This is a genomic window from Thermus sp. 2.9 (genome assembly GCF_000794385.1).
In the GTDB taxonomy this organism is placed as follows: domain Bacteria; phylum Deinococcota; class Deinococci; order Deinococcales; family Thermaceae; genus Thermus; species Thermus thalpophilus.
Genome location: NZ_JTJB01000034.1, coordinates 63,468 through 81,858 on the forward strand (window position 1 = coordinate 63,468; position 18,391 = coordinate 81,858).

16 protein-coding genes and 1 pseudogene are annotated in these 18,391 nt (G+C 67.8%); 9 read left to right on the top strand and 8 right to left on the bottom strand.

Annotated elements, in window-relative coordinates; all coding sequences use genetic code 11:
- Nucleotides 1–5 precede the first annotated feature (5 nt).
- Nucleotides 6–224: a hypothetical protein gene (locus QT17_RS08245; protein WP_039458901.1), complete on the top strand. Its 219-nt coding sequence runs from the start codon at nt 6–8 to the stop codon at nt 222–224.
- Here QT17_RS08245 and nfo read toward each other — a convergent pair.
- From nfo to ileS, 4 genes are read right to left on the bottom strand one after another with little or no spacing between them, the layout of a single operon-like run.
- Nucleotides 192–1,019 (bottom strand): endonuclease IV, encoded by an 828-nt coding sequence (nfo, locus tag QT17_RS08250; protein ID WP_039458904.1) that lies wholly within the window; start codon nt 1,017–1,019, stop codon nt 192–194. The genes QT17_RS08245 and nfo overlap by 33 nt on opposite strands.
- Nucleotides 1,016–1,504 (bottom strand): septal ring lytic transglycosylase RlpA family protein, encoded by a 489-nt coding sequence (locus QT17_RS08255; RefSeq protein WP_039458908.1) that lies wholly within the window; start codon nt 1,502–1,504, stop codon nt 1,016–1,018. The genes nfo and QT17_RS08255 overlap by 4 nt, the downstream gene beginning before the upstream one ends.
- Nucleotides 1,505–2,542, bottom strand: coding sequence for a Xaa-Pro peptidase family protein (locus QT17_RS08260; protein ID WP_039458911.1), 1,038 nt, complete (start codon nt 2,540–2,542; stop codon nt 1,505–1,507).
- A 38-nt stretch (nt 2,543–2,580) separates the two neighbouring features.
- Nucleotides 2,581–5,712 carry an isoleucine--tRNA ligase gene (ileS, locus tag QT17_RS08265; RefSeq protein WP_039458914.1) on the bottom strand — a complete coding sequence of 1,044 codons (3,132 nt, stop codon included), beginning with the start codon at nt 5,710–5,712 and terminating at the stop codon, nt 2,581–2,583.
- A gap of 409 nt (nt 5,713–6,121) precedes the next feature.
- Here ileS and fsa point away from each other — a divergent pair, with 409 nt between their 5' ends.
- From fsa to pdxT, 8 genes and pseudogenes are all read left to right on the top strand, one after another.
- Nucleotides 6,122–6,793 (top strand): fructose-6-phosphate aldolase, encoded by a 672-nt coding sequence (gene fsa, locus QT17_RS08270; RefSeq protein ID WP_039458917.1) that lies wholly within the window; start codon nt 6,122–6,124, stop codon nt 6,791–6,793.
- Nucleotides 6,790–8,070, top strand: coding sequence for a transcription termination factor Rho (gene rho / locus QT17_RS08275; RefSeq protein WP_039458919.1), 1,281 nt, complete (start codon nt 6,790–6,792; stop codon nt 8,068–8,070). Before fsa ends, rho begins: the two co-directional genes overlap by 4 nt.
- 135 nt (nt 8,071–8,205) lie before the next feature.
- Entirely contained in the window at nt 8,206–9,387 is a 1,182-nt protein-coding gene (locus QT17_RS08280) for a peptidoglycan DD-metalloendopeptidase family protein (protein ID WP_369792380.1), read from the top strand.
- A 94-nt stretch (nt 9,388–9,481) separates the two neighbouring features.
- Complete coding sequence (pdxS, locus tag QT17_RS08285) at nt 9,482–10,363, top strand: pyridoxal 5'-phosphate synthase lyase subunit PdxS (protein ID WP_039458922.1); 882 nt, start codon at nt 9,482–9,484, stop codon at nt 10,361–10,363.
- Complete coding sequence (locus tag QT17_RS08290; RefSeq protein ID WP_039458923.1) at nt 10,344–10,727, top strand: helix-turn-helix transcriptional regulator; 384 nt, start codon at nt 10,344–10,346, stop codon at nt 10,725–10,727. Before pdxS ends, QT17_RS08290 begins: the two co-directional genes overlap by 20 nt.
- Before the next feature lie 31 nt (nt 10,728–10,758).
- Nucleotides 10,759–12,851: pseudogene (locus tag QT17_RS08295) on the top strand (heavy metal translocating P-type ATPase).
- A 31-nt stretch (nt 12,852–12,882) separates the two neighbouring features.
- On the top strand, nt 12,883–13,023 hold the full coding sequence (locus QT17_RS13380; protein ID WP_235283848.1) for a Na+/H+ antiporter NhaA: 141 nt from the start codon (nt 12,883–12,885) through the stop codon (nt 13,021–13,023).
- Nucleotides 13,024–13,030: 7 nt separating this feature from the next.
- The gene (pdxT, locus tag QT17_RS08300; protein ID WP_039458926.1) at nt 13,031–13,609 is read left to right on the top strand and encodes a pyridoxal 5'-phosphate synthase glutaminase subunit PdxT; all 579 of its coding nucleotides are present in this window, start codon (nt 13,031–13,033) and stop codon (nt 13,607–13,609) included.
- Here the strand turns inward: pdxT and asnS are convergent.
- Genes asnS through aspS form a run of 4 tightly spaced genes read right to left on the bottom strand, consistent with a single transcriptional unit; the run spans nt 13,606 to nt 18,379 of the window.
- A complete protein-coding gene (gene asnS, locus QT17_RS08305; RefSeq protein WP_039458929.1) occupies nt 13,606–14,922 on the bottom strand; it encodes an asparagine--tRNA ligase in 1,317 nt (438 codons plus the stop codon). The genes pdxT and asnS overlap by 4 nt on opposite strands.
- A 12-nt stretch (nt 14,923–14,934) precedes the next feature.
- A complete protein-coding gene (locus QT17_RS08310; RefSeq protein ID WP_039458932.1) occupies nt 14,935–15,747 on the bottom strand; it encodes an HAD family hydrolase in 813 nt (270 codons plus the stop codon).
- A complete protein-coding gene (locus QT17_RS08315; RefSeq protein ID WP_039458935.1) occupies nt 15,748–16,641 on the bottom strand; it encodes a PhzF family phenazine biosynthesis protein in 894 nt (297 codons plus the stop codon). It lies immediately after the preceding gene.
- Complete coding sequence (gene aspS, locus QT17_RS08320; RefSeq protein WP_039458937.1) at nt 16,634–18,379, bottom strand: aspartate--tRNA ligase; 1,746 nt, start codon at nt 18,377–18,379, stop codon at nt 16,634–16,636. Before aspS ends, QT17_RS08315 begins: the two co-directional genes overlap by 8 nt.
- Nucleotides 18,380–18,391: the final 12 nt, after the last annotated feature.

Consider the following 18,391-nt stretch of genomic DNA (forward strand, 5'->3'; position numbering starts at 1 on the left):
CCCCCATGCGGGTCCTGAGCCTGGTCCTCGTGGTCTTGGCCTTGCTCCTCCTCTTTCCCGCCCTCCTGCCCCTTTTGGGTTGGCTCAACTGGATGGTCCTGCCCTTAGCCCTTCTGGGGGCGGGGCTTGGGGTGTTGAGCGGGGAGGAGCGGGCGTTCAAGCTGGGCCTTTTGGTCATGGCGGTTTCCGCTTTACGCCTCCTTTTGGGCGGGGGCCTCCTCTAGCCAGGCGCGGAGGACCTTAAGGTTCCGGGCGTCTTCTTCCGGGCTCCTTGGGGTTTCCAGAAGGAAGAGGCGGCCTTCTAGCCGGGGGTCTAGGAAGACGCCCTTTAGCCCTTCGCCGATTTCCCCCTGAAGGAGGTGGGCGTGGTGGTCTACATGGCGGCCTAGCCCCCCCACGGAGTCGTTCAGGTGGACCACGGGCACCCGGTCCAGGCCCACGGCCCGGTCCAAGAGGGTGAGAACGCCCTCAGGATTTTCCCGCACGTCGTAGCCGGCGGCGAAGGCGTGGCAGGTGTCCAGGCAGACCCCTAAGGGGGTGTCGGCGATGAGCCACGCCAGCTCCTCAAACTTCATCCCCACCTTCTCCCCGCCCCCGGCGGTGTTTTCTAGGAGGAGGGTGGGGCGGTCCTTGACCCCGGCCAGGCGGAGGGCTCTAAGCGCACCTTCCTTCACCCGCTTGGGGTCCCCGGAGCCGGGGTGGACCACCACGTACTCCACCCCCAGGAGACGGGCCTTTTCCAGGTCGTCTGCCAGGCTCATCACGCTCTTTTCCCAAAGCTCCCCCTCGGCCCCTAGGTTCACCAGGTAGGAGGCGTGGATCACGGCGGGAAGGTCCGCCATCTCCTTCAGGGCTCGGAAGGCTTCCACCTCGCCGGGGGAGAGGGTGCGGGTTTTCCAGGACCTTGGGCTTTTGGCGAAGATCTGGAAGCAGGAGAGCCCCAGGGACATGGCCTCCTCCACCGCCCCCGCCACTCCCTTTTTCCCGGCGATGGAGAGGTGGAACCCGTAGCGCCTCATGGGAGCACCTCCAGCCGTACCCGGGTGGCGGAGAGCGCCCCAATGGCCTTGGCGGCGGCGTAGGAGAGGTCAATGATGTACCGTCCGCCGAAGGGGCCGCGGTCGTTGATGCGCACCACCACGCTCCGCCCGTTTTTGAGGTTGGTCACCCGCACCCTTGTGCCGAAGGGAAGGGTGGGGTGGGCGGCGGTGAGGGCGTGCATGTCGTAGATTTCCCCGCTCGCCGTGCGCTTGCCGTGGAAGCCGGGGCCATACCAGACGGCGAGGCCCTCTTGGTAGGGGTGGCCCGGAGGGGTTTCCTTGGCGCTTAAACGGAGCACCTGCCCGGGGTGGATGAGGTCGGAGGAGAGGCCGTTTAGCCGCTTGAGCTCCGCCACGCTGAGGCCGTGGGCCTTGGCGATGCGGAAGAGGGTGTCCCCCTTTTGCACGGTGTAGGTCTGGGCCAGGGCGGGGAGGAGGAGAAAGGCCAAGGGAAGAACCCGCACCTAGACCTCCTGCCAGCCTCGAGGGTGGCGGGAAAGAAGCTCAATCCCGTCCTCGGTGATGAGGACGAGCTCCTCAATCCGCACGCCGCCCACCCCCGGGAGGTAAACCCCTGGCTCCACCGTGACCACCATGCCTGGCTCCAGGACCTCCTCGGTGTAAGGGGAAAGGGCGGGTCCCTCGTGCACGGCAAGCCCTACCCCGTGGCCCAAGGAGTGGACGAAGTAGCGGTCCAGGCCAAAGCGCCCAAGCTCCTCCCGGGCCAGGGCGTCTATTGCCTTGCCGGTGCGGCCAGGGCCTAAGGCTTCCAAGGCCCGCTCCAGGGCGGAAAGCACCGCCTGGAAGGCGCGCTTGAGCTCGCCCTCCACCCTGCCCAGGGCCACGGTGCGGGTCATGTCCGAGTGGTACCCCGCCACCTTGGCCCCAAGGTCCAGGGTGACGAGCTCCCCCGCCTCCAGGCGCTTTTCCGAGGCCCCGGCGTGGGGAAGGGCCCCCCGCACCCCCGAGGCCACGATGGGGGGGAAGGCCACGCCCTCGGCCCCCCGCCGCCTTAGGAAAAACTCCAGCTCCAAGGCCACCTCCCGCTCCTCCACCCCCGGCTTGAGGAGGGAGAGGGCGTGGGCCAGGGCTTCCTCCGCCAAGGCTTGGGCTCTCTGGATGGCGGCCACTTCTTCCGGCGTTTTCTTGAGCCTGAGGCGCTCCACCACCCCCTTGGTGGGCACCCATTCCGCCGGGGAGAGCTCCCGGAGGCGCTCCAAGGCGGCGTAGGGGAGGTGTTCCGCCTCAAAGCCCACCCGCCCCTTTAGGCCCTGGAGGAGGGCTTCCTTCTCCTCCCGCCGAAGGACCTTGGCGGGGATGCGGCTTTCCCGTTCCGCCTCGGGGTAGCGGGGGTCGGTGAGGAGGAAGGCCCCTTCCTCGGCGATGAGGACCTGGGCGTCTTCCGGGTGGGGGAAGCCGGAAAGGTAGCGGACGTTCTCCGGCCGGGTGATGTAGAGGGCGTCAAGCCCCAAGGGCGCAAGGAGGCTTCTTAGGTCCTGCACGGGGGGTACTATACCACTCCCGCCCCCGGGGGACACCCTCAGCCCAGGCGCTCCAGGCTAAAGCGTACCCTGCCCTCCTCGTCCGCCAGTTCGGTGGTGTGCCCCGGGAATAGCCCTTCCCCAAACTCCCGGGCCAGGACCTCCTCGGCGATCCAGGCCCCGTGCTGTTCTAAAGCCGTTCGGTAGGGGCCTTCCGCCTCGTATCCCACGCGGATCCGGTCGGAAACCTTGAGGCCCATCTCCTTGCGGGCCTGTTGCAGGTGGCGGATGAGGTCGCGGGCGAGGCCTTCCAGGCGAAGCGCCTCGGTCACCTCCACCTTTAGCGCCGCCACGTACCCCTCCTTCTCCAGGGCCTCGTACCCTTGGGGGGCCTGGGCCTCGAGGAGGACCTCCTCGGGCAGGAGGGTGAGGGTTGCGCCCTCCACCTCGAGGGGGATGGCCTCGCCCTTGAGGGCCAGGGCGGCCACCCGATTTCCCTCCCGCTCCAGGGCTTCCCGGATCTTGGGGACGAGCCTGCCGTACTTGGGGCCCAGGGCCTTTAGGTTCGGGAGGACCCGGTGGGTAAGCACCTCCTCCCCCGGCTCCAGAACCCGCACCTCCTTGACGTTGAGCTCCTCGGCGATTTCCTCAGCGAAGTGCTTGAGGCCTTCCCGCTCCAAGGGGGTGGGGGCGGTGACGAGGAGGAGGGGAAGGGGCATGCGGGTCTTCACCCCGCTTCTCGCCCGGGCAGCGCGGGCGAGTTCCACCACCTTGAGGACCGCCCGCATCTTGGCCACGAGCTCCCGGTCCCAAAGGGCCTCCTCCACCTCGGGCCAGTCCGTGAGGTGAACGCTTTCTGGCGCCATGGGGTCCACGCTCCGCGCCAGGTTTTGCCAGAGCTCCTCGGCCAAATAAGGGGTGAAGGGGGCGGTGAGCTTGGCCACGGTGAGGAGGGCCTCGTACAAGGTGGCGTAGGCCGCTTCCCGGTCCAGGGCGTCCTCGTTCTTCCAGAAGCGGCGGCGGTTCCGGCGCACGTACCACTGGGAGAGGTCCTCCACCACGAAGTCCCGGATGGCGCGGCTGGAGGTGGTGGGGTCGTAGGCCTCGAGGGCCTCCGTCACCCGGTGCTTCAGTTCCTGGAGCCGAGCCAGAAGCCAGCGGTCCATCTCGGGGCGGGCCTCGGGCGGGGGCGGGTTTGTGAGGTCCGGGCGGTCCAGGTTGGCGTAGGTGACGAAGAAGCTATACACGTTCCACAGGGTGAGGAAATAGTCCCGCACCGTCTCCCGCACCAGGTTGGGGCCAAAGCGGCGGTCGGCCTCGGGCGGGGCGGAAACGTAGATGTACCACCTCAGGGCGTCGGCCCCGAACTCCCGGAGGATGTCCCAGGGGTCCACCACGTTCCCCTTGGACTTGGACATCTTCTGCCCCTTCTCGTCCAGGATGAGGCCGTGGCAGATCACGTTTTTAAAGGCGATGGAGCCGAAGAGCATGACCCCGAGTTGGTGGAGGGAGTTGAACCAGCCCCGGGTCTGGTCAATGCCCTCGGAGATGAAGTCGGCGGGGAAGCTTTCCTTGAACTCCTCCTCTCGCTCAAAGGGGTAGTGCAAGGAGGCGAAGGGCATGGCCCCGGAGTCGTACCAGACGTCAATCACGTAGGGCACCCGCCGCATGGTGCCCCCGCAGGCGCAAGCGAGCTCCACCCGGTCCACATAGGGCCGGTGGGGGTCAAAGGGCTCGGGAAGGGGGCTGGTGGCCCGCTTGCGGAGCTCGGCGAAGCTCCCGATGGCCTCCTCCTTGCCGCAGGCCTCACAGACCCAGATGGGCAAGGGCGTGCCCCAGTAGCGGTTGCGGCTTAGGGCCCAGTCCACCAGGTTCCTGAGCCACTCCCCGTACCGCCCCTCCTTGATGTGGGGGGGAACCCAGTTGATCTCCTGGTTCTTCTGGAGAAGCGCCTCCTTAAAGCGGGTGTTTTGGATGAACCAGGTTTCCGTGGCGTAGTACATGAGGGGAGTGGAGCAACGCCAGCAGTGGGGGTAGTTGTGCAGGTAGGGCTCCTCCTTGAAAAGAAGGCCCCGGGCTCTCAGGTCCTTGAGGATGGCCCGGTTGGCCTCGCGGAAGAAGAGGCCCTTGAAGGGTTCCACCAGGAGCTTCCCCTCCTCGTCCACGGTTTTCAAAAGGGGGAGGCCGTAGGCCCTGGCCGTCTCCAGGTCCTCGGCGCCGAAGGCGGGGGCCTGGTGGACGATGCCCGTGCCGTCTTCCCGGCTCACGTACTCCGCCAGGACCACGAAGTACCCCTTTTCCACCCCTTGGGGGTAAGGGGGGGTGTAGGCCAGGCCCTCCAGCTCCTTGCCCAAGAAGGTTTTGAGGATGGGGGTTTCCTCCCCGAGGAGCTTCCGGCCCAGGCCTTCTTCCAGGATCAGGGCCTCCTCCCCCACCTGGAAGGCGGCGTAGGTGAACTCGGGGTGGACCGCCGCCGCCACGTTCCCGGGTAGGGTCCAGGGGGTGGTGGTCCAAACGAGGAGGCTCGCTTGGGAAAGGCCAAGCCGGGCAGGTTCCTGCAAGGGGAGGCGCACGTAGATGGAGGGGTCTTGGATCTCCTTGTAGCCCAGGGCCACCTCGTGGGAGGAGAGGGGGGTACCGCAGCGGGGGCAGTAGGGCACCACCTTGTGGTCCCGGTAGAGGAGCCCCCGGTCAAAGAGGTTTTTGAGGCTCCACCAGATGCTCTCAATGTAGGTGGGTTGGAGGGTGGCGTAAGCCCCCTTTAGGTCCACCCAGTAGGCGAGGCGCTCGGTGAAGGCCTCCCACTCCTTCTCGTAGGTGAAGACGGACTCCCGGCAGGCTTGGTTGAAGCGCTCAATCCCGTAGGCCTCAATCTCCCGCTTGCTCTTGAGGCCCAGCTTCTTTTCCACCTCCAGCTCCACGGGAAGCCCGTGGGTGTCCCAGCCCGCCCTCCGGGGCACGTAGTAGCCCCGCATGGTCTTGTAGCGGGGGAAGAGGTCCTTGTAGCTTCGGGCCTGGGCGTGGCCCACGTGGGGCATGCCGTTGGCGGTGGGTGGGCCTTCGTAGACGGTGAAGCGGGGCCCGCCCTTGCGGTTTTCCACGCTCTTTTCAAAGATTTTCTCCCGCTTCCAGAAGGCCAGGATTTCCTCTTCCAGCGCCGGAAAGTTCGGTTCGCCCACTTCCTTGAACATGCCCACCTCCCAACAAAACGCCCGCGCCCCAAGGCGCGGACGAAAGCGCTTAGGCTTCCGCGGTACCACCGCGCTTCCTGGGAGAAGCCTCCCAGGCCCTCGTTAGGGCGCGATCACGGGCGCCACCCGGCGGGCATTACTCGGGGATGCCCCCTTTCCTCCCGCGGCTCCGGGGTGATCTTCCCGCCTTCCCGCACCGCCGGGCTCCCACCCTCCCCGGCTCGCTTTGGGCTATTGGGAAGGGGTACTCTCCCCATCCTCGCCTTTACAACCTGTGCCCCCTGGGGTAAAATCCCCCGTTGGCGGCTAAGGCCATGCTAGCAGCCTTTCCCCTCCCTTGACAACGCCCCGAAGAGGTCTGCTAGACTCAGGCTAAGCCGGTCCTTTTCCCGCACACAAGGAGCGCGTCATGGAGCTTTACCTGGATACTGCCAATCTGGAGGAAATACGGGAGATCGCCGCTTGGGGGGTCCTCTCGGGGGTCACCACCAACCCCACCCTGGTGGCCAAGGAGTTCGCCGCCCGGGGGGAGCGCCTGAGCTGGGAGGGCCTAGCGGAGCACCTGCGCGCGGTGGCCGAGGCCGCAGGGGGCCCGGTTTCCGCGGAGGTGACGGCCTTGGAGGCCGAGGCCATGGTGGCGGAGGGCAGGCGCCTGGCCGCCATCCACCAGAGCATCGTGGTGAAGCTTCCCACCACCGAGGAGGGCCTCAAGGCCTGCAAGCGCCTTTCCGCCGAGGGGATCCGGGTGAACATGACCCTCATCTTCTCCGCCAACCAGGCCCTTTTGGCAGCCAGGGCCGGGGCGGCCTACGTGAGCCCCTTCCTCGGCCGGGTGGACGACATCTCCTGGGACGGGGGGGAGCTTTTGCGGGAGATCGTGGAGATGATCCAGGTGCAGGACCTGCCCGTGAAGGTCATCGCCGCCTCCATCCGCCATCCCCGCCATGTGACGGAAGCCGCCCTTTTGGGGGCGGACATCGCCACCATGCCCCACGCCGTCTTCAAGCAGCTTCTGAAGCACCCCCTAACGGAAATCGGCCTGAAGCGCTTTATGGAGGATTGGGAGAAGGTTAAGCCATGAGGAGAAGAGCGGAAACCCCTGAAACCCCGCTTACCTACCAGGAGCTGGCCAGCAAGATCCTGCCCGAGCTGCACCTCCTGGCCCAGGAGGCGGGGATTGAGAACTACAAGCGCATGAAGAAGGACCAGCTGATCATGGCCCTCCTGGAGCGGCAGACCCAAGGGGAGGGCCTGCAGTTGGTCAAGGGTTACCTGGAGATCAGCCCGGACGGCTACGGCTTCTTGACGGAAAACCTGTACAACCTCGAGTCCCGGGTGGCCATCGTATCCGCCGGGCTCATCCGCCAGTACGCCCTAAGAAGCGGGGATTACATCGTGGGCCGGGTGCGGCCGCCCCGGGAGAACGAGCGCTACGGCACCCTGCTCAAGGTGGAGGCGGTGAACGACCTGGACCCCGAGGCCGCCAAGAACCGCCCCCGCTTTGACGAGCTCATCCCCCAGTTCCCCGACCGGCAGATCCGGCTGGAAACCACCCCGGACGAGCTTTCCACCCGGGTGATTGACCTCCTCGCCCCCATCGGCAGGGGCCAAAGGGGCCTCATCGTGGCCCCCCCCAAGGCGGGGAAGACCACCCTCCTCAAGAAGATCGCCAACGCCGTTCTCAAGAACGAGCCCGACATCAAGGTCATCGTCCTCCTCATTGACGAGCGCCCGGAGGAGGTCACGGACTTCCGGGAAAGCGTCCAGGGGGCCGAGGTCATCGCCAGCACCTTTGACGAGCCGCCCCAGAACCACATCCGCGTGGCGGAGTTCGTCCACGAGCGGGCCAAGCGCATCGTGGAGGAAGGGGGGCACGTGATGATCCTCCTGGACTCCATCACCCGCCTGGCCCGGGCCAACAACCTGGTGACCCCGCCCACGGGGCGGACGCTTTCGGGCGGTCTGGATTCTGCCGCCCTTTACTTCCCCAAGCGCTTCCTGGGGGCGGCGCGGAACATCCGGGGTGGGGGAAGCCTCACCATTTTGGCCACCGCCTTGGTGGAGACGGGAAGCCGGATGGACGACGTGATCTTTGAGGAGTTCAAGGGCACGGGCAACATGGAGCTTCACCTCTCCCGCCGCCTCGAGGAGCGCCGCATCTTCCCGGCCATAGACATCCTGAAGTCGGGGACGAGGCGGGAGGAGCTCCTTTTGGGCGAGGAGGTGGTGCACAAGATGTGGCTTTTGCGCAAGGTCCTGGCGGACATGGACCCCGCCGAGGCCATGGAGATGCTCCTCGCCCGCTTGGGCCGCACCAAGAGCAACAAGGAGTTCTTGGCCTCCCTGGCGGCCCGTTAGGCGGTTTTTCCTCTTGGGGGGCGGGAAAACCCGCCCCCCAAGACCTTTGCCCCTTGCGCTTTCGGGGATGGGGGTTGGTATAATCCCGACCGAGGTTGGGGTTTGCGGGTTTTTGGGAGGTGCGTGTTGCGGGGAATATGGGTAGCTTGCTGTGTTCTTGCGGTTCCCGCCTTGGCCCTTTCCTTCAAGCCCCTCAGCCCCGTTCCTCTCCCCGAGGCCCAGGTGGAGGTGGGGCCTTCGGCGCGGAAGGGGTGGGTGGTTTACGAGGTGCGCCCTGGGGACACCTTGGCGGGCATCGCCAGCCGCTATGGGGTGGACCCCCGGCACATCCTGTGGTCCAGCGGGCTTCAGGACCATCGGCTCCAGGTGGGAGAAAGGCTCCTCATTCCCCTGGTGGCGGGGGAGGAGAGGCCCCCTAGGGTGCCCCCGGGGGTGGAGGCGTACCGGGTCCGCCCCGGGGACACCTTGGCGGGCATCGCCAGCCGCTTTGGCGTGAGCGTTTTGGACCTGGTTTCCGCCAACCCTTCCCTGGAGAGCCTGGACCGCCTGGTGGCGGGGAGCGTGCTTTACGTGCCCAGGGGGGCCAAAGGGCTCCTGCTCACCTTGGGCGAGGGGGAAACCCTCGTGGACCTGGCGAGCCGCTTTGGGCTTTCCCCGGTGAAGGTGGCCAAGGCCAACGGGGTGGAAAACCCGGCGGAGCTGAGGCCTGGGGACCTGGTCCTCCTGCCCGGCATCCAGGCCAAGACCACCTACCAGAACCTTCTGGCCAAGCAGGAGGCGGAGCGGCGAGCCCGCCTCGAGGCGGAGCGGCGCCGCCAGGAAGAGCTTAGGCGCCTGGCGGAGGAAAGGAGGAGGCAACAGGCCTTGGCCCAGGCCCAGGCGCGGCGGCAACAAGCCCAGGTGGCGAGGCCCCAGGTGCGCCGGGTGAGCTACCAGGAGGGGGGGATGCGCTGGCCCCTTTCGGGCTTCCGCATCACCACCTACTTCGGCCAGCGGGGGGCCTTCCAGCGCTACCACACGGGCATAGACCTGGCGGCTCCCTACGGCACCCCCATCGTGGCCGCCAAGAGCGGCCAGGTGGAGGTGGCGGGCTGGAGTTCCGTGGGCTACGGCTTCCACGTGATCTTGGACCACGGGGGCGGGGTGGAAACCCTTTACGCCCACATGTCCCGCATCGCCGTGCGGCCCGGGGAGTGGGTGGAGGCGGGGGAGGTCATCGGCTACGTGGGCTCCACGGGTTGGTCCACGGGGCCCCACCTGCACTTTGAGGTGCGGGTGGGCGGGGTGGCGCGCAACCCCTTGAGCTACCTGCCCTAAGGCAGGGCTTTCCGAGCCGGGGGCGTGGGGCCCCCGGCTTTGTGGCGAAGGTTGCTTGACCCCGCAGGCGGTAAGCTGGAGGATGGAGGGCGGGATGGAGAAGGGAACCTTCCAGATCAAGACGGGCTTCGCCGAGATGTTCAAGGGCGGGGTGATCATGGACGTGACCACCCCGGAGCAGGCGGTGATCGCCGAGGAGGCGGGGGCGGTGGCGGTGATGGCCTTAGAGCGGGTCCCCGCCGACATCCGCGCCCAGGGGGGCGTGGCCCGCATGTCCGACCCCAAGGTTATCAAGGAGATCATGGCCGCGGTGTCCATCCCCGTGATGGCCAAGGTGCGCATCGGGCACTTCGTGGAGGCGATGATCCTCGAGGCCATCGGGGTGGACTTCATTGACGAGTCCGAGGTCCTTACCCCCGCGGACGAGGAACACCACATTGACAAATGGAAGTTCAAGGTGCCCTTCGTGAACGGGGCCCGGGACCTGGGGGAGGCCTTAAGGCGCATCGCTGAGGGAGCGGCCATGATCCGCACCAAAGGGGAGGCGGGCACGGGCAACGTGGTGGAGGCGGTGCGCCACGCCCGCACCATGTGGAAGCAGATCCGCTACGTCCAGTCCCTCCGGGAGGACGAGCTCGTGGCCTACGCCAAGGAGATCGGGGCTCCCTATGAGCTTGTGAAGTGGGTCCACGAGCACGGCCGGCTTCCCGTGGTGAACTTCGCCGCCGGCGGCATCGCCACCCCCGCGGACGCCGCCCTCATGATGCACCTGGGCATGGACGGGGTCTTCGTGGGTTCGGGCATCTTCAAGTCCGGGGACCCCAAGAAGCGGGCCCGGGCCATCGTGCGGGCGGTGACCCATTACAACGATCCCGAGGTGCTGGCCGAGGTTTCCGAGGACCTGGGTGAGCCCATGGTGGGCATCAACCTGGACCAGCTCAAGGAGGAGGAGCGGCTTGCCAAGCGGGGCTGGTGAGGGCATGGCCCGGGCGGTTTGCGGGGTCTACGAGGTCCACCCCGAGCGGGTGGAGGTGGCCCGCGCCGCCTTGCCCAAGGAGGAGGTTTTGCAGGAGGCCACCCTCCTCCTCAAAGCCCTTTCTGACCCCACCCGCATGCGCCTCCTCCTCGCCCTGAAGGCGGCGGGGGAGCTTTGCGTGTGCGACCTGGCCCTTTTGGCGGGGGTTTCTGTTTCTGCGGTGAGCCACCAGCTCAGGCGCTTGCGCCAGGCCCGGCTGGTGGCCTTCCGCCGGGAGGGGAAGCAGGTCTACTACCGCCTGGCCGACGCCCATGTGGCCCGCCTGTTGGAGCTGGCCTTGGAGCACGCAGAAGAAAACACTTGACCATTAGCTCAAATGATGCTACCCTAGGGGCATGGAGGCTCCTAAGGTGCGCGTTTTTCGTGTGGAGGGCATGGACTGCGCCGATTGCGCCAGGAAGGTGGAAGATGCCCTGAACCGGGTCCCTGGGGTGGTCAAGGCGGAGGTGAGCTTCCAAAGCGGCAAGGCCTACCTCCAACTGGAGGTCCCCCAGGCGGAGGAGGAGGCCGCCCGGGCCCTTTCTGCTCTGGGGTACCGCCTCCGTCCGGAAGGGGAGGAGAATGCTCTGGGGTACCGCCTCCGTCCGGAAGGGAAGGAGAAAGGGGGGTTACCTGGGCCCTGGCGCTGGGCTTTGGCCTCCGGTGGGCTTCTCCTGGGGGCCTTTGGGTTCTCCCAGCTCCTGCCCCAGCTGGGGGCCTTGGCCTACACCCTGGCGGCCTTGGTGGGGGTCTTCCCGCTCTTCCGGCGGGCCCTCCGCTCTTTCCGGCAGAACCCTTTTAGCATCCAGACCCTGGTGAGCGTGGCCACCCTGGGGGCTTTGGCCATCGGCGCCCAGGCGGAGGCGGCGGTGGTGGTCTTCCTGTTCCTGGTGGGGGAGGTGTTGGAGGCCTACGCTGTGGCCCAGGCCCGGGGGGCGCTTTTCGCCCTGGGGGAGCTTTTGCCCCGGCGGGTCTACCGCCTGGGGGCGATGGGGGTGGAGGAGGTGCCCCTCGAGGCCCTGCGGGTGGGGGACCGGGTGCGGGTACCCCCCGGGGAGCGGGTACCCGCCGACGGCCGGGTGCTCCAGGGGGAGGCCTTGGTGGAGGAAAGCGCCTTCACCGGGGAGGCTCTCCCCCAGCCAAGGGCCCGGGGGACTGGGTCCTGGGGGTAGCCTGGTGACCGAGGAGCCTGGTGCTCCAGTTGGAGCGCCACCCCCAGGCGGGCTTCCTGGCGGAGATGGAGCGCCTTGCCGAGGAGGCCTTGCTTAAAAAGAGCCAGGCGGAGCGGGTGGTGGACGCCTTCAGCCGCCGCTACACCCCCGCCGTCCTCCTCTTGGCGGGCTTTGTGGCCTTGGTGCTTCCCCTTTTTCAGGGGGATTTCCTGGGCCACCTCTACAAGGCCTTGGCCCTCCTCCTCATCGCCTGCCCCTGCGCCCTGGTGGTGTCGGTGCCCGCGGCCATCGCCGCCGGGGTGGCCCGGGGTGCCCGGGCAGGGGTGCTCTTCAAAAGCGGGGCGGCCCTGGAGCGGCTGGCCTCGGTGCGCCACCTGGCCCTGGACAAGACGGGTACCCTAACCCTCGGCCGGCCCCGGCTGGTGCGGGTGGTGCCCCTTGGGATAAGTGAGGAGGAGGCCTTGGCCCTGGCCAAGGCGGTGGCCGAGGGGTCGAGCCATCCCCTGGCCCGGGCGGTGCGGGAGGCCGCGCCGGAGGTGAGGGCACCCTTGGCCGAAGGACACCGGACGGAGCCCGGCTTGGGTGCCTTCGCCTGGGTGGAGGGGAGGGAGGTGGGGCTCGTGCGCCCCGAGGCGGTGCCCCTCCCCAAGGAGGTGGCGGAGGTGGTGCGGGAGCTGGCCCAAGAAGGCCATAGCCTTTCCCTCCTGGTGGAAGGGACGAGGGCCTTGGCCGTTTTTGCCTTCCAAGACACGCCTAAGGAAGAGGCCCAGGCGGCCTTACGGGCGCTGCGCGCCCTGGGCCTAAGGCTTCACCTCCTCACGGGGGATCGGGAGGAGGCGGCTTTGGCCCTGGGCAAGGCCCTAGGGCTAAAGCCTGAAGAGATTAGGGCAGGGCTTTCCCCCTTGGACAAGCTTCGGGTGGTGGAGGCGTTGGCCCAGGAAGGCGGGGTGGCCATGGTGGGGGATGGGGTGAACGACGCCCCCGCCCTGGCCCGGGCCACCGTGGGCCTGGCGGTGGTGGAGGGGACGGAGGCGGCCTTGCGGGCGGCGGATGTGGGCCTGTTGGGACTGGACGCCCTGCCTCGAGCCTTCCGCTTAAGCCGCATGACCATGGCCGTGGTGCGGCAAAACATCGCCCTGGCGGTGGGCCTTAAGGGGGTTTTCCTCCTGAGCACCCTCCTGGGGCTTACGGGGCTTTGGCCCGCCGTCTTGGCCGACAACGGGGCCCTGTTCCTGGTGACCCTGAATAGCCTCAGGCTCCTCTGGGCACGGGTGTAGGGGGTGGCTCGATCTGGCCTTTGGCTTCACCATGGCCCTCTTTATCGCCGGCTTGGCCTTTTCTAAAGAGATGCTGGACCAGGCCAAGGTGGGGGTCCTTGGGGCCTCCTTGGTGGCCGGGGCCCTGGGCTTCTTCCTGGTGCGCACGGCGCTTGACAGGCCCACCGCCTAGGGCCAGGATGAGGGGCGTGGTTGGCGTTTTGGCCCTACAAGGCGATTTCCGCGAGCACAAGGAGGCCCTCAGGCGGCTTGGGGTGGAGGCCAAGGAGGTGCGCAAGCCCGAGCACTTAGAGGGCCTAAAAGCCCTCATCGTGCCTGGGGGCGAGTCCACCACCATCGGCAAGCTGGCCCGGGAGTATGGCCTCGAGGAGGCCGTGCGGCAACGGGTGGCGGAGGGGAGCCTGGCGGTTTTTGGCACCTGCGCCGGGGCCATCTGGCTTGCCCGGGAGATCCTAGGCTACCCCGAGCAACCCCGCCTGGGTGTCTTGGACGTGGCGGTGGAGCGGAACGCTTTTGGCCGCCAGGTGGAGAGCTTTGAAGAGGACCTCTTCATCCGGGGCTTTTCCGAGCCCTTCCACGGGGTCTTCATCCGCGCCCCGGTCTTCCGCCGGCTGGGGGAGGGGGTGGAGGTGCTGGCGGAACTCCAAGGCCTCCCCGTCTTGGTGCGGCAGGGAAAGATCCTTGCCAGCGCCTTCCACCCCGAGCTCACCCCGGACCTGCGCATTCACCGCTACTTCTTGGAACTCGCTGGCCTCTAGGGCCGCATACGGGTATACATCCGGGGAAAGGGGATGGCTTCCCGCACGTGGGCCAGGCCGCAGATCCAGGCCACGGTGCGCTCCAGGCCGAGCCCGAAGCCCGAATGGGGCACGCTCCCGAAGCGGCGGAGGTCCAGGTACCACCCGTAAACCTCCTCGGGAAGGCCGAACTCCCGGATCTTCCGCCTTAGGAGTTCCAGGTCGTGGATCCTCTGGCTTCCCCCGATGATCTCCCCGTAGCCCTCGGGGGCCAGAAGGTCATCGTTGAGGACGAGTTCGGGGTCCTCGGGATCCGGTTCCATGTAAAAGGCCTTGATGCGGGCGGGGTAGCGCTCCACGAAGACGGGGCGGTCAAACTGGCGGCTTAGGGCGGCCTCGTGGGGGGCGCCGAGGTCCTCGCCGTAGGGGAGGGGGGGCACCTCCGGGTCCTCCTGGTGCAAGCGGTTCACCAGGGCCACCGCCTCCTTATAGGTGAGGCGGGGGTAGTTTCCTTGGGCGGCGGGCTCGAGGGCCTTGGGGTTGCGACCGAGCATCTCCAGCTCCCGGGCGCGCCGGTCCAGCACCCGGGCCACCAGGTGGCTCACCAGCTCCTCCTGGAGGGCCATGTTCTCCTCGTGGGTCATGAAGGCCACCTCGGGTTCCACCATCCAGAACTCCAAGAGGTGGCGCCTCGTCTTGGAGCGCTCGGCGCGAAAGGTGGGACCGAAGGTGTAGACCTTGGCGTAGGCCAGGGCCCCGGCTTCGGCGTAGAGCTGGCCGGACTGGGAGAGGTAGGCCTTTTCCCCGTCGAAAAGCTCCACCTCAAAGAGCTCCGTGGTGCCCTCCACGGCGCTTGGGGTGAGGATGGGGGCATCAAAGCGCAAGAAACCCCGTTCGGCAAAAAAGTCGTGAATGGCCCGCTCCAGCTCGTCCCGGATGCGCATCACGGCGAAGGGGCGGCGGTGGCGGAGCCAGAGGTGGCGGTGGTCCATGAGGAAGTCAATGCCGTGCTCCTTGGGGCCGATGGGGTACTCCCCTTGGGGAAGGCTCACCACCTCCAAGTCCCTCACCGCGAGCTCATATCCCCCCGGGGCCCTGGGGTCTTCCCGCACCAGGCCGTAGACCTTCAGGGCGGTTTCCTGGGGCAGGCGGTCCGCCTGGGCGAAGACCTCCTCCGGCACCTCCCCTTTGACCACCGTGGCCTGGAGGAAACCGGTGCCGTCCCGAAGGACCAGGAAGTGGATCTTGCCCTTGGAGCGCTTCTGGTAGAGCCAACCCCTTAGCTCCACCTCCTGGCCGCTATGCTTGGCGATCTCGTCAACGAAGACCCGCATACGCCCTGGAGTTTACCCGAGGGCGGCCAGGGCTTCCGCTAGCCCGCAGGCCTCCACCGGGGCCACCACCTTTTTGGCCGCCCGCTTCACGCTTAAGGGGGCGTTGCCCATGGCGATGCCGAGGCCCACGCTTTGGATCACTTCCAGGTCGTTCTCTCCGTCCCCCACCATGGCGCACTGCCTCAAGTCTAGCCCGTGGGCCTCCGCCACCAGCCGGGCCCCAAAGAGCTTGCCCACCCCTTTCTGGGTGAGGGAGACGAAGCGCACCCCGGGCATTTTGGGGCTTTCGGCCACGTGGGCGGAAAGCTCCTGGGGTAGGGCGTCCAAAAGGGCGCCCAGGGGGGCTTTGGGGTCCGCCAGCACTTGCAGGCGCACCAAGGGGCTTTGTAGCCTCAGGAGGTCGGCCCCTTCCGCCTCGAGGCCCAAGAGCCTTTGGTGGGCCTCCAGGAGGGGACTATCCCCTTCCACAAAGAAACCCCCGTCGGCGGTGTAGCCCTCCAAGGGCAGGGAAAGCCTCCGGGCGAGGCGCACCACCTCCTTGGCCGCCTCCTCGGGCAGGGGTGCCACGAAAAAGGGCCGCGCCCCGGGCTCGTGGGGGTCTTGGGTGAGGGAGAGGACCACCGCCCCCGACTCAAAAACGTGAAGGCCTTCGGGGTCAAGCCGCCTGGCCAGGCGAAGCGCCTCCCCCCGCCCCGGCCGCCCCGTGAGGAGGGCGAGGCGCACGCCCCTGGCCTTGGCCGCTTCCACCGCCGGCCAGACGCACCCGGGCACCCCCTCCTTCCCCACCAGGGTGCCGTCCACGTCCACGAAGCAAAGGCGTACCATCTACAGCTCGCCCGAGGCCACAATGGCCGCTTCCCCCCCGATGCGCACCGCAAGGGGCACGCCCGTGGGGCTATACGCCACCTCCACCTCCACCACCCCCGGGTTCCCCAGGCGGTGGCCTTGGTAAATGGAAAGGTAGACCCTCCCTTCCCGCTTGGGCACCACCCCGGCCCGGGCCAGAAGCGCCCCCAAGGCGGCGTTGGCCGAGCCCGTCACCGGGTCCTCGGGGATGCCCAAAAGGGGGGCGAAGTCCCGGGCGTAAAAGCTCCGCGGCCCCATGGGGGCGTAGGCGTGGACCGTGGCCACCTCTAGGCGGCGGGAAACCTCGGCCAAAAGGGCCATGTCCGGCTCCAAGGCGTCCACCACCCCCGGGGCCACCAGGGGCACAAAGAGGCTCCATAGCCCGGTGTAGGCCACCCCGTAGGGCAGGCCCCGGTGCAGGTAACGCTCGTCGGAGCCCAAGGCCTCCAGGACCTCCTTGAGGGCCTGGAAGGGGGGCAGGTCGCGGAAGCGGGGGCTTGGCCCCCGCACCCAGGCCTTCTTGGGCTCCCCCGCCTCGTAGACGATCTCCACCGGGAGCGCCTCGGCGGGGGTGTGGAGGATGAGGCGCTCGGTCCCCTCTGGGGCGAGGCCCAAGCGCACCAGGGCCAGGCCTAAGGCCACCGCCGCGTGGCCGGAAAACTCCACCTCGCCCCCCGGGGTGAAGAAGCGCACGGCGAAGACGTGGCCCTGGGCTTCCGTGAGGAAGGCGGTTTCCGCCTCGGCGAACCGGCTCGCCACCCTTCGCATCTCCTCCGGGCCCATGCCCCGGGCGTCCAGGACGATGGCTACCCGGTTGCCCGCCCCCGGGGCGGGGGCGAAGGCGTCCACGAGAACGTAAGGGATCCTAGTCATGGCGGATCACCATGAGGCCGAGCTCGCGGAGCTGCTCCTCGGGCACGGGGCTCGGGGCCCCGGTCAAGGGGTCTTTGCCCTCCTTGTTCTTGGGGAAGGCGATGACCTCGCGGATGGAGGGGCTTCCCGTCATGAGGGCTAGGAGGCGGTCCAGGCCCCAGGCGATGCCGCCGTGGGGCGGGGCCCCGTAGGTGAGGGCCTCGAGGAAAAACCCGAACTTCTCCTTCTGCTCCTCCTCGCCGATGCCCAGGAGGGCGAACATCTTGGCCTGCAGGGCGGGGTCGTGGATGCGGATGGACCCGCCCCCCACCTCCACCCCGTTCAGGACCAGGTCGTAGGCCAGGGCCCTCACCCGGCCCGGCTCCGTGTCCAAAAGGGGCAGGTCCTCGGGGTGGGGGCTGGTGAAGGGGTGGTGCATGTAGGTCCAGCCGCCCCGTTCCTCGTCCCATTCCAGGAGGGGGAAGTCCACCACCCAAAGGAAGCGGAAGCCCTCCCGGGGCAAGGGCAAAAGCTCGGCCAGGGCCAAGCGCACCTGGCCCAGGGCCTCCGCCGCCACCTTGCGGCTTGCCGCCACCAGGAGGAGGGTTTCCCCCGGCTTGGCCCCCGTGGCCTGGAGCAGGGCTTCCCGCACGGGCTCCAGGAACTTGGCCACGCCCCCAGAGAAGCCTCCCTCCTCCACCCGGGCGAAGGCGAGACCCCCCGCCCCGTGACGCTTGGCCAGCTCCTCCAGCTCGGCGATCTCCTTTCGGGAAAGGGCCTTGGGAACGGCGAGGGCCTTCACGCTTTCCGCCTGCTGGAAGACCTGGAAGGCGCTTTCCCGGAGCATGGGCCCCACCTCCTTAAGCTCCAGGCCAAAGCGCAGGTCGGGCTTGTCCGAGCCGTAGCGCTCCATGGCCTCCTGGTAGGTGAGGCGGGGGAAGGGGAGGGGGAGCTCCACGCCCAAGGCCTCGCGGAAGACGTGGGCCATTAGGCGCTCGTTTAGGGCGAGGACGTCCTCCACTTCCACGAAGCTCATCTCCAGGTCCAGCTGGGTGAAGTCGGGTTGGCGGTCCGCCCGGAGGTCCTCGTCGCGGAAGCAGCGGGCGATCTGGAAGTAGCGGTCAAACCCCGCCACCATGAGCATCTGCTTGAAGAGCTGGGGGGACTGGGGCAGGGCGTAGAAGAGGCCGGGCTTCTGGCGGTAGGGGACGAGGAAGTCCCGGGCCCCTTCCGGGGTGCTCTTGGTGAGGAAGGGGGTTTCCACCTGGATGAAGCCTTCTCGGTCCAGGAAGTCCCAGATGGCCTTGATGATCCGGTGGCGCAGGCGCAGGTTCTCCTGCATCCGCTTGCGCCTTAGGTCTAAGTAGCGGTACTTGAGGCGGAGCTCCTCGGAGGCTTCCCTTTCCTCCTCCCCCCGCCAGCCGGCGTCCACGGGGAAGGGCGGGGTTTTGGCCTCCGCTAAGACCTCGAGGCCTTCCAGCTCCACCTCCACCTTGCCCGTGGGCAGGCGGGGGTTGGGCTCCGGGCGGAGGCGCACCCGGCCCTTGGCCCGCACCACCCACTCCGAGCGCACCCGTTCGGCGGTGGCGTAGGCGGGGCTATCCGGGTGGGCCACCAGCTGAACCAGGCCCTCCCGGTCCCGGAGGTCCAAAAAGATGAGGCCCCCCAGGTCCCGGCGGCGGTTCACCCAGCCCTCCAGGACCACCTCCTGCCCCGCGTGCTCTTCCCTAAGGCTTCCGGCGTAGTGGGTGCGGCGCATAATCCCCCCAAG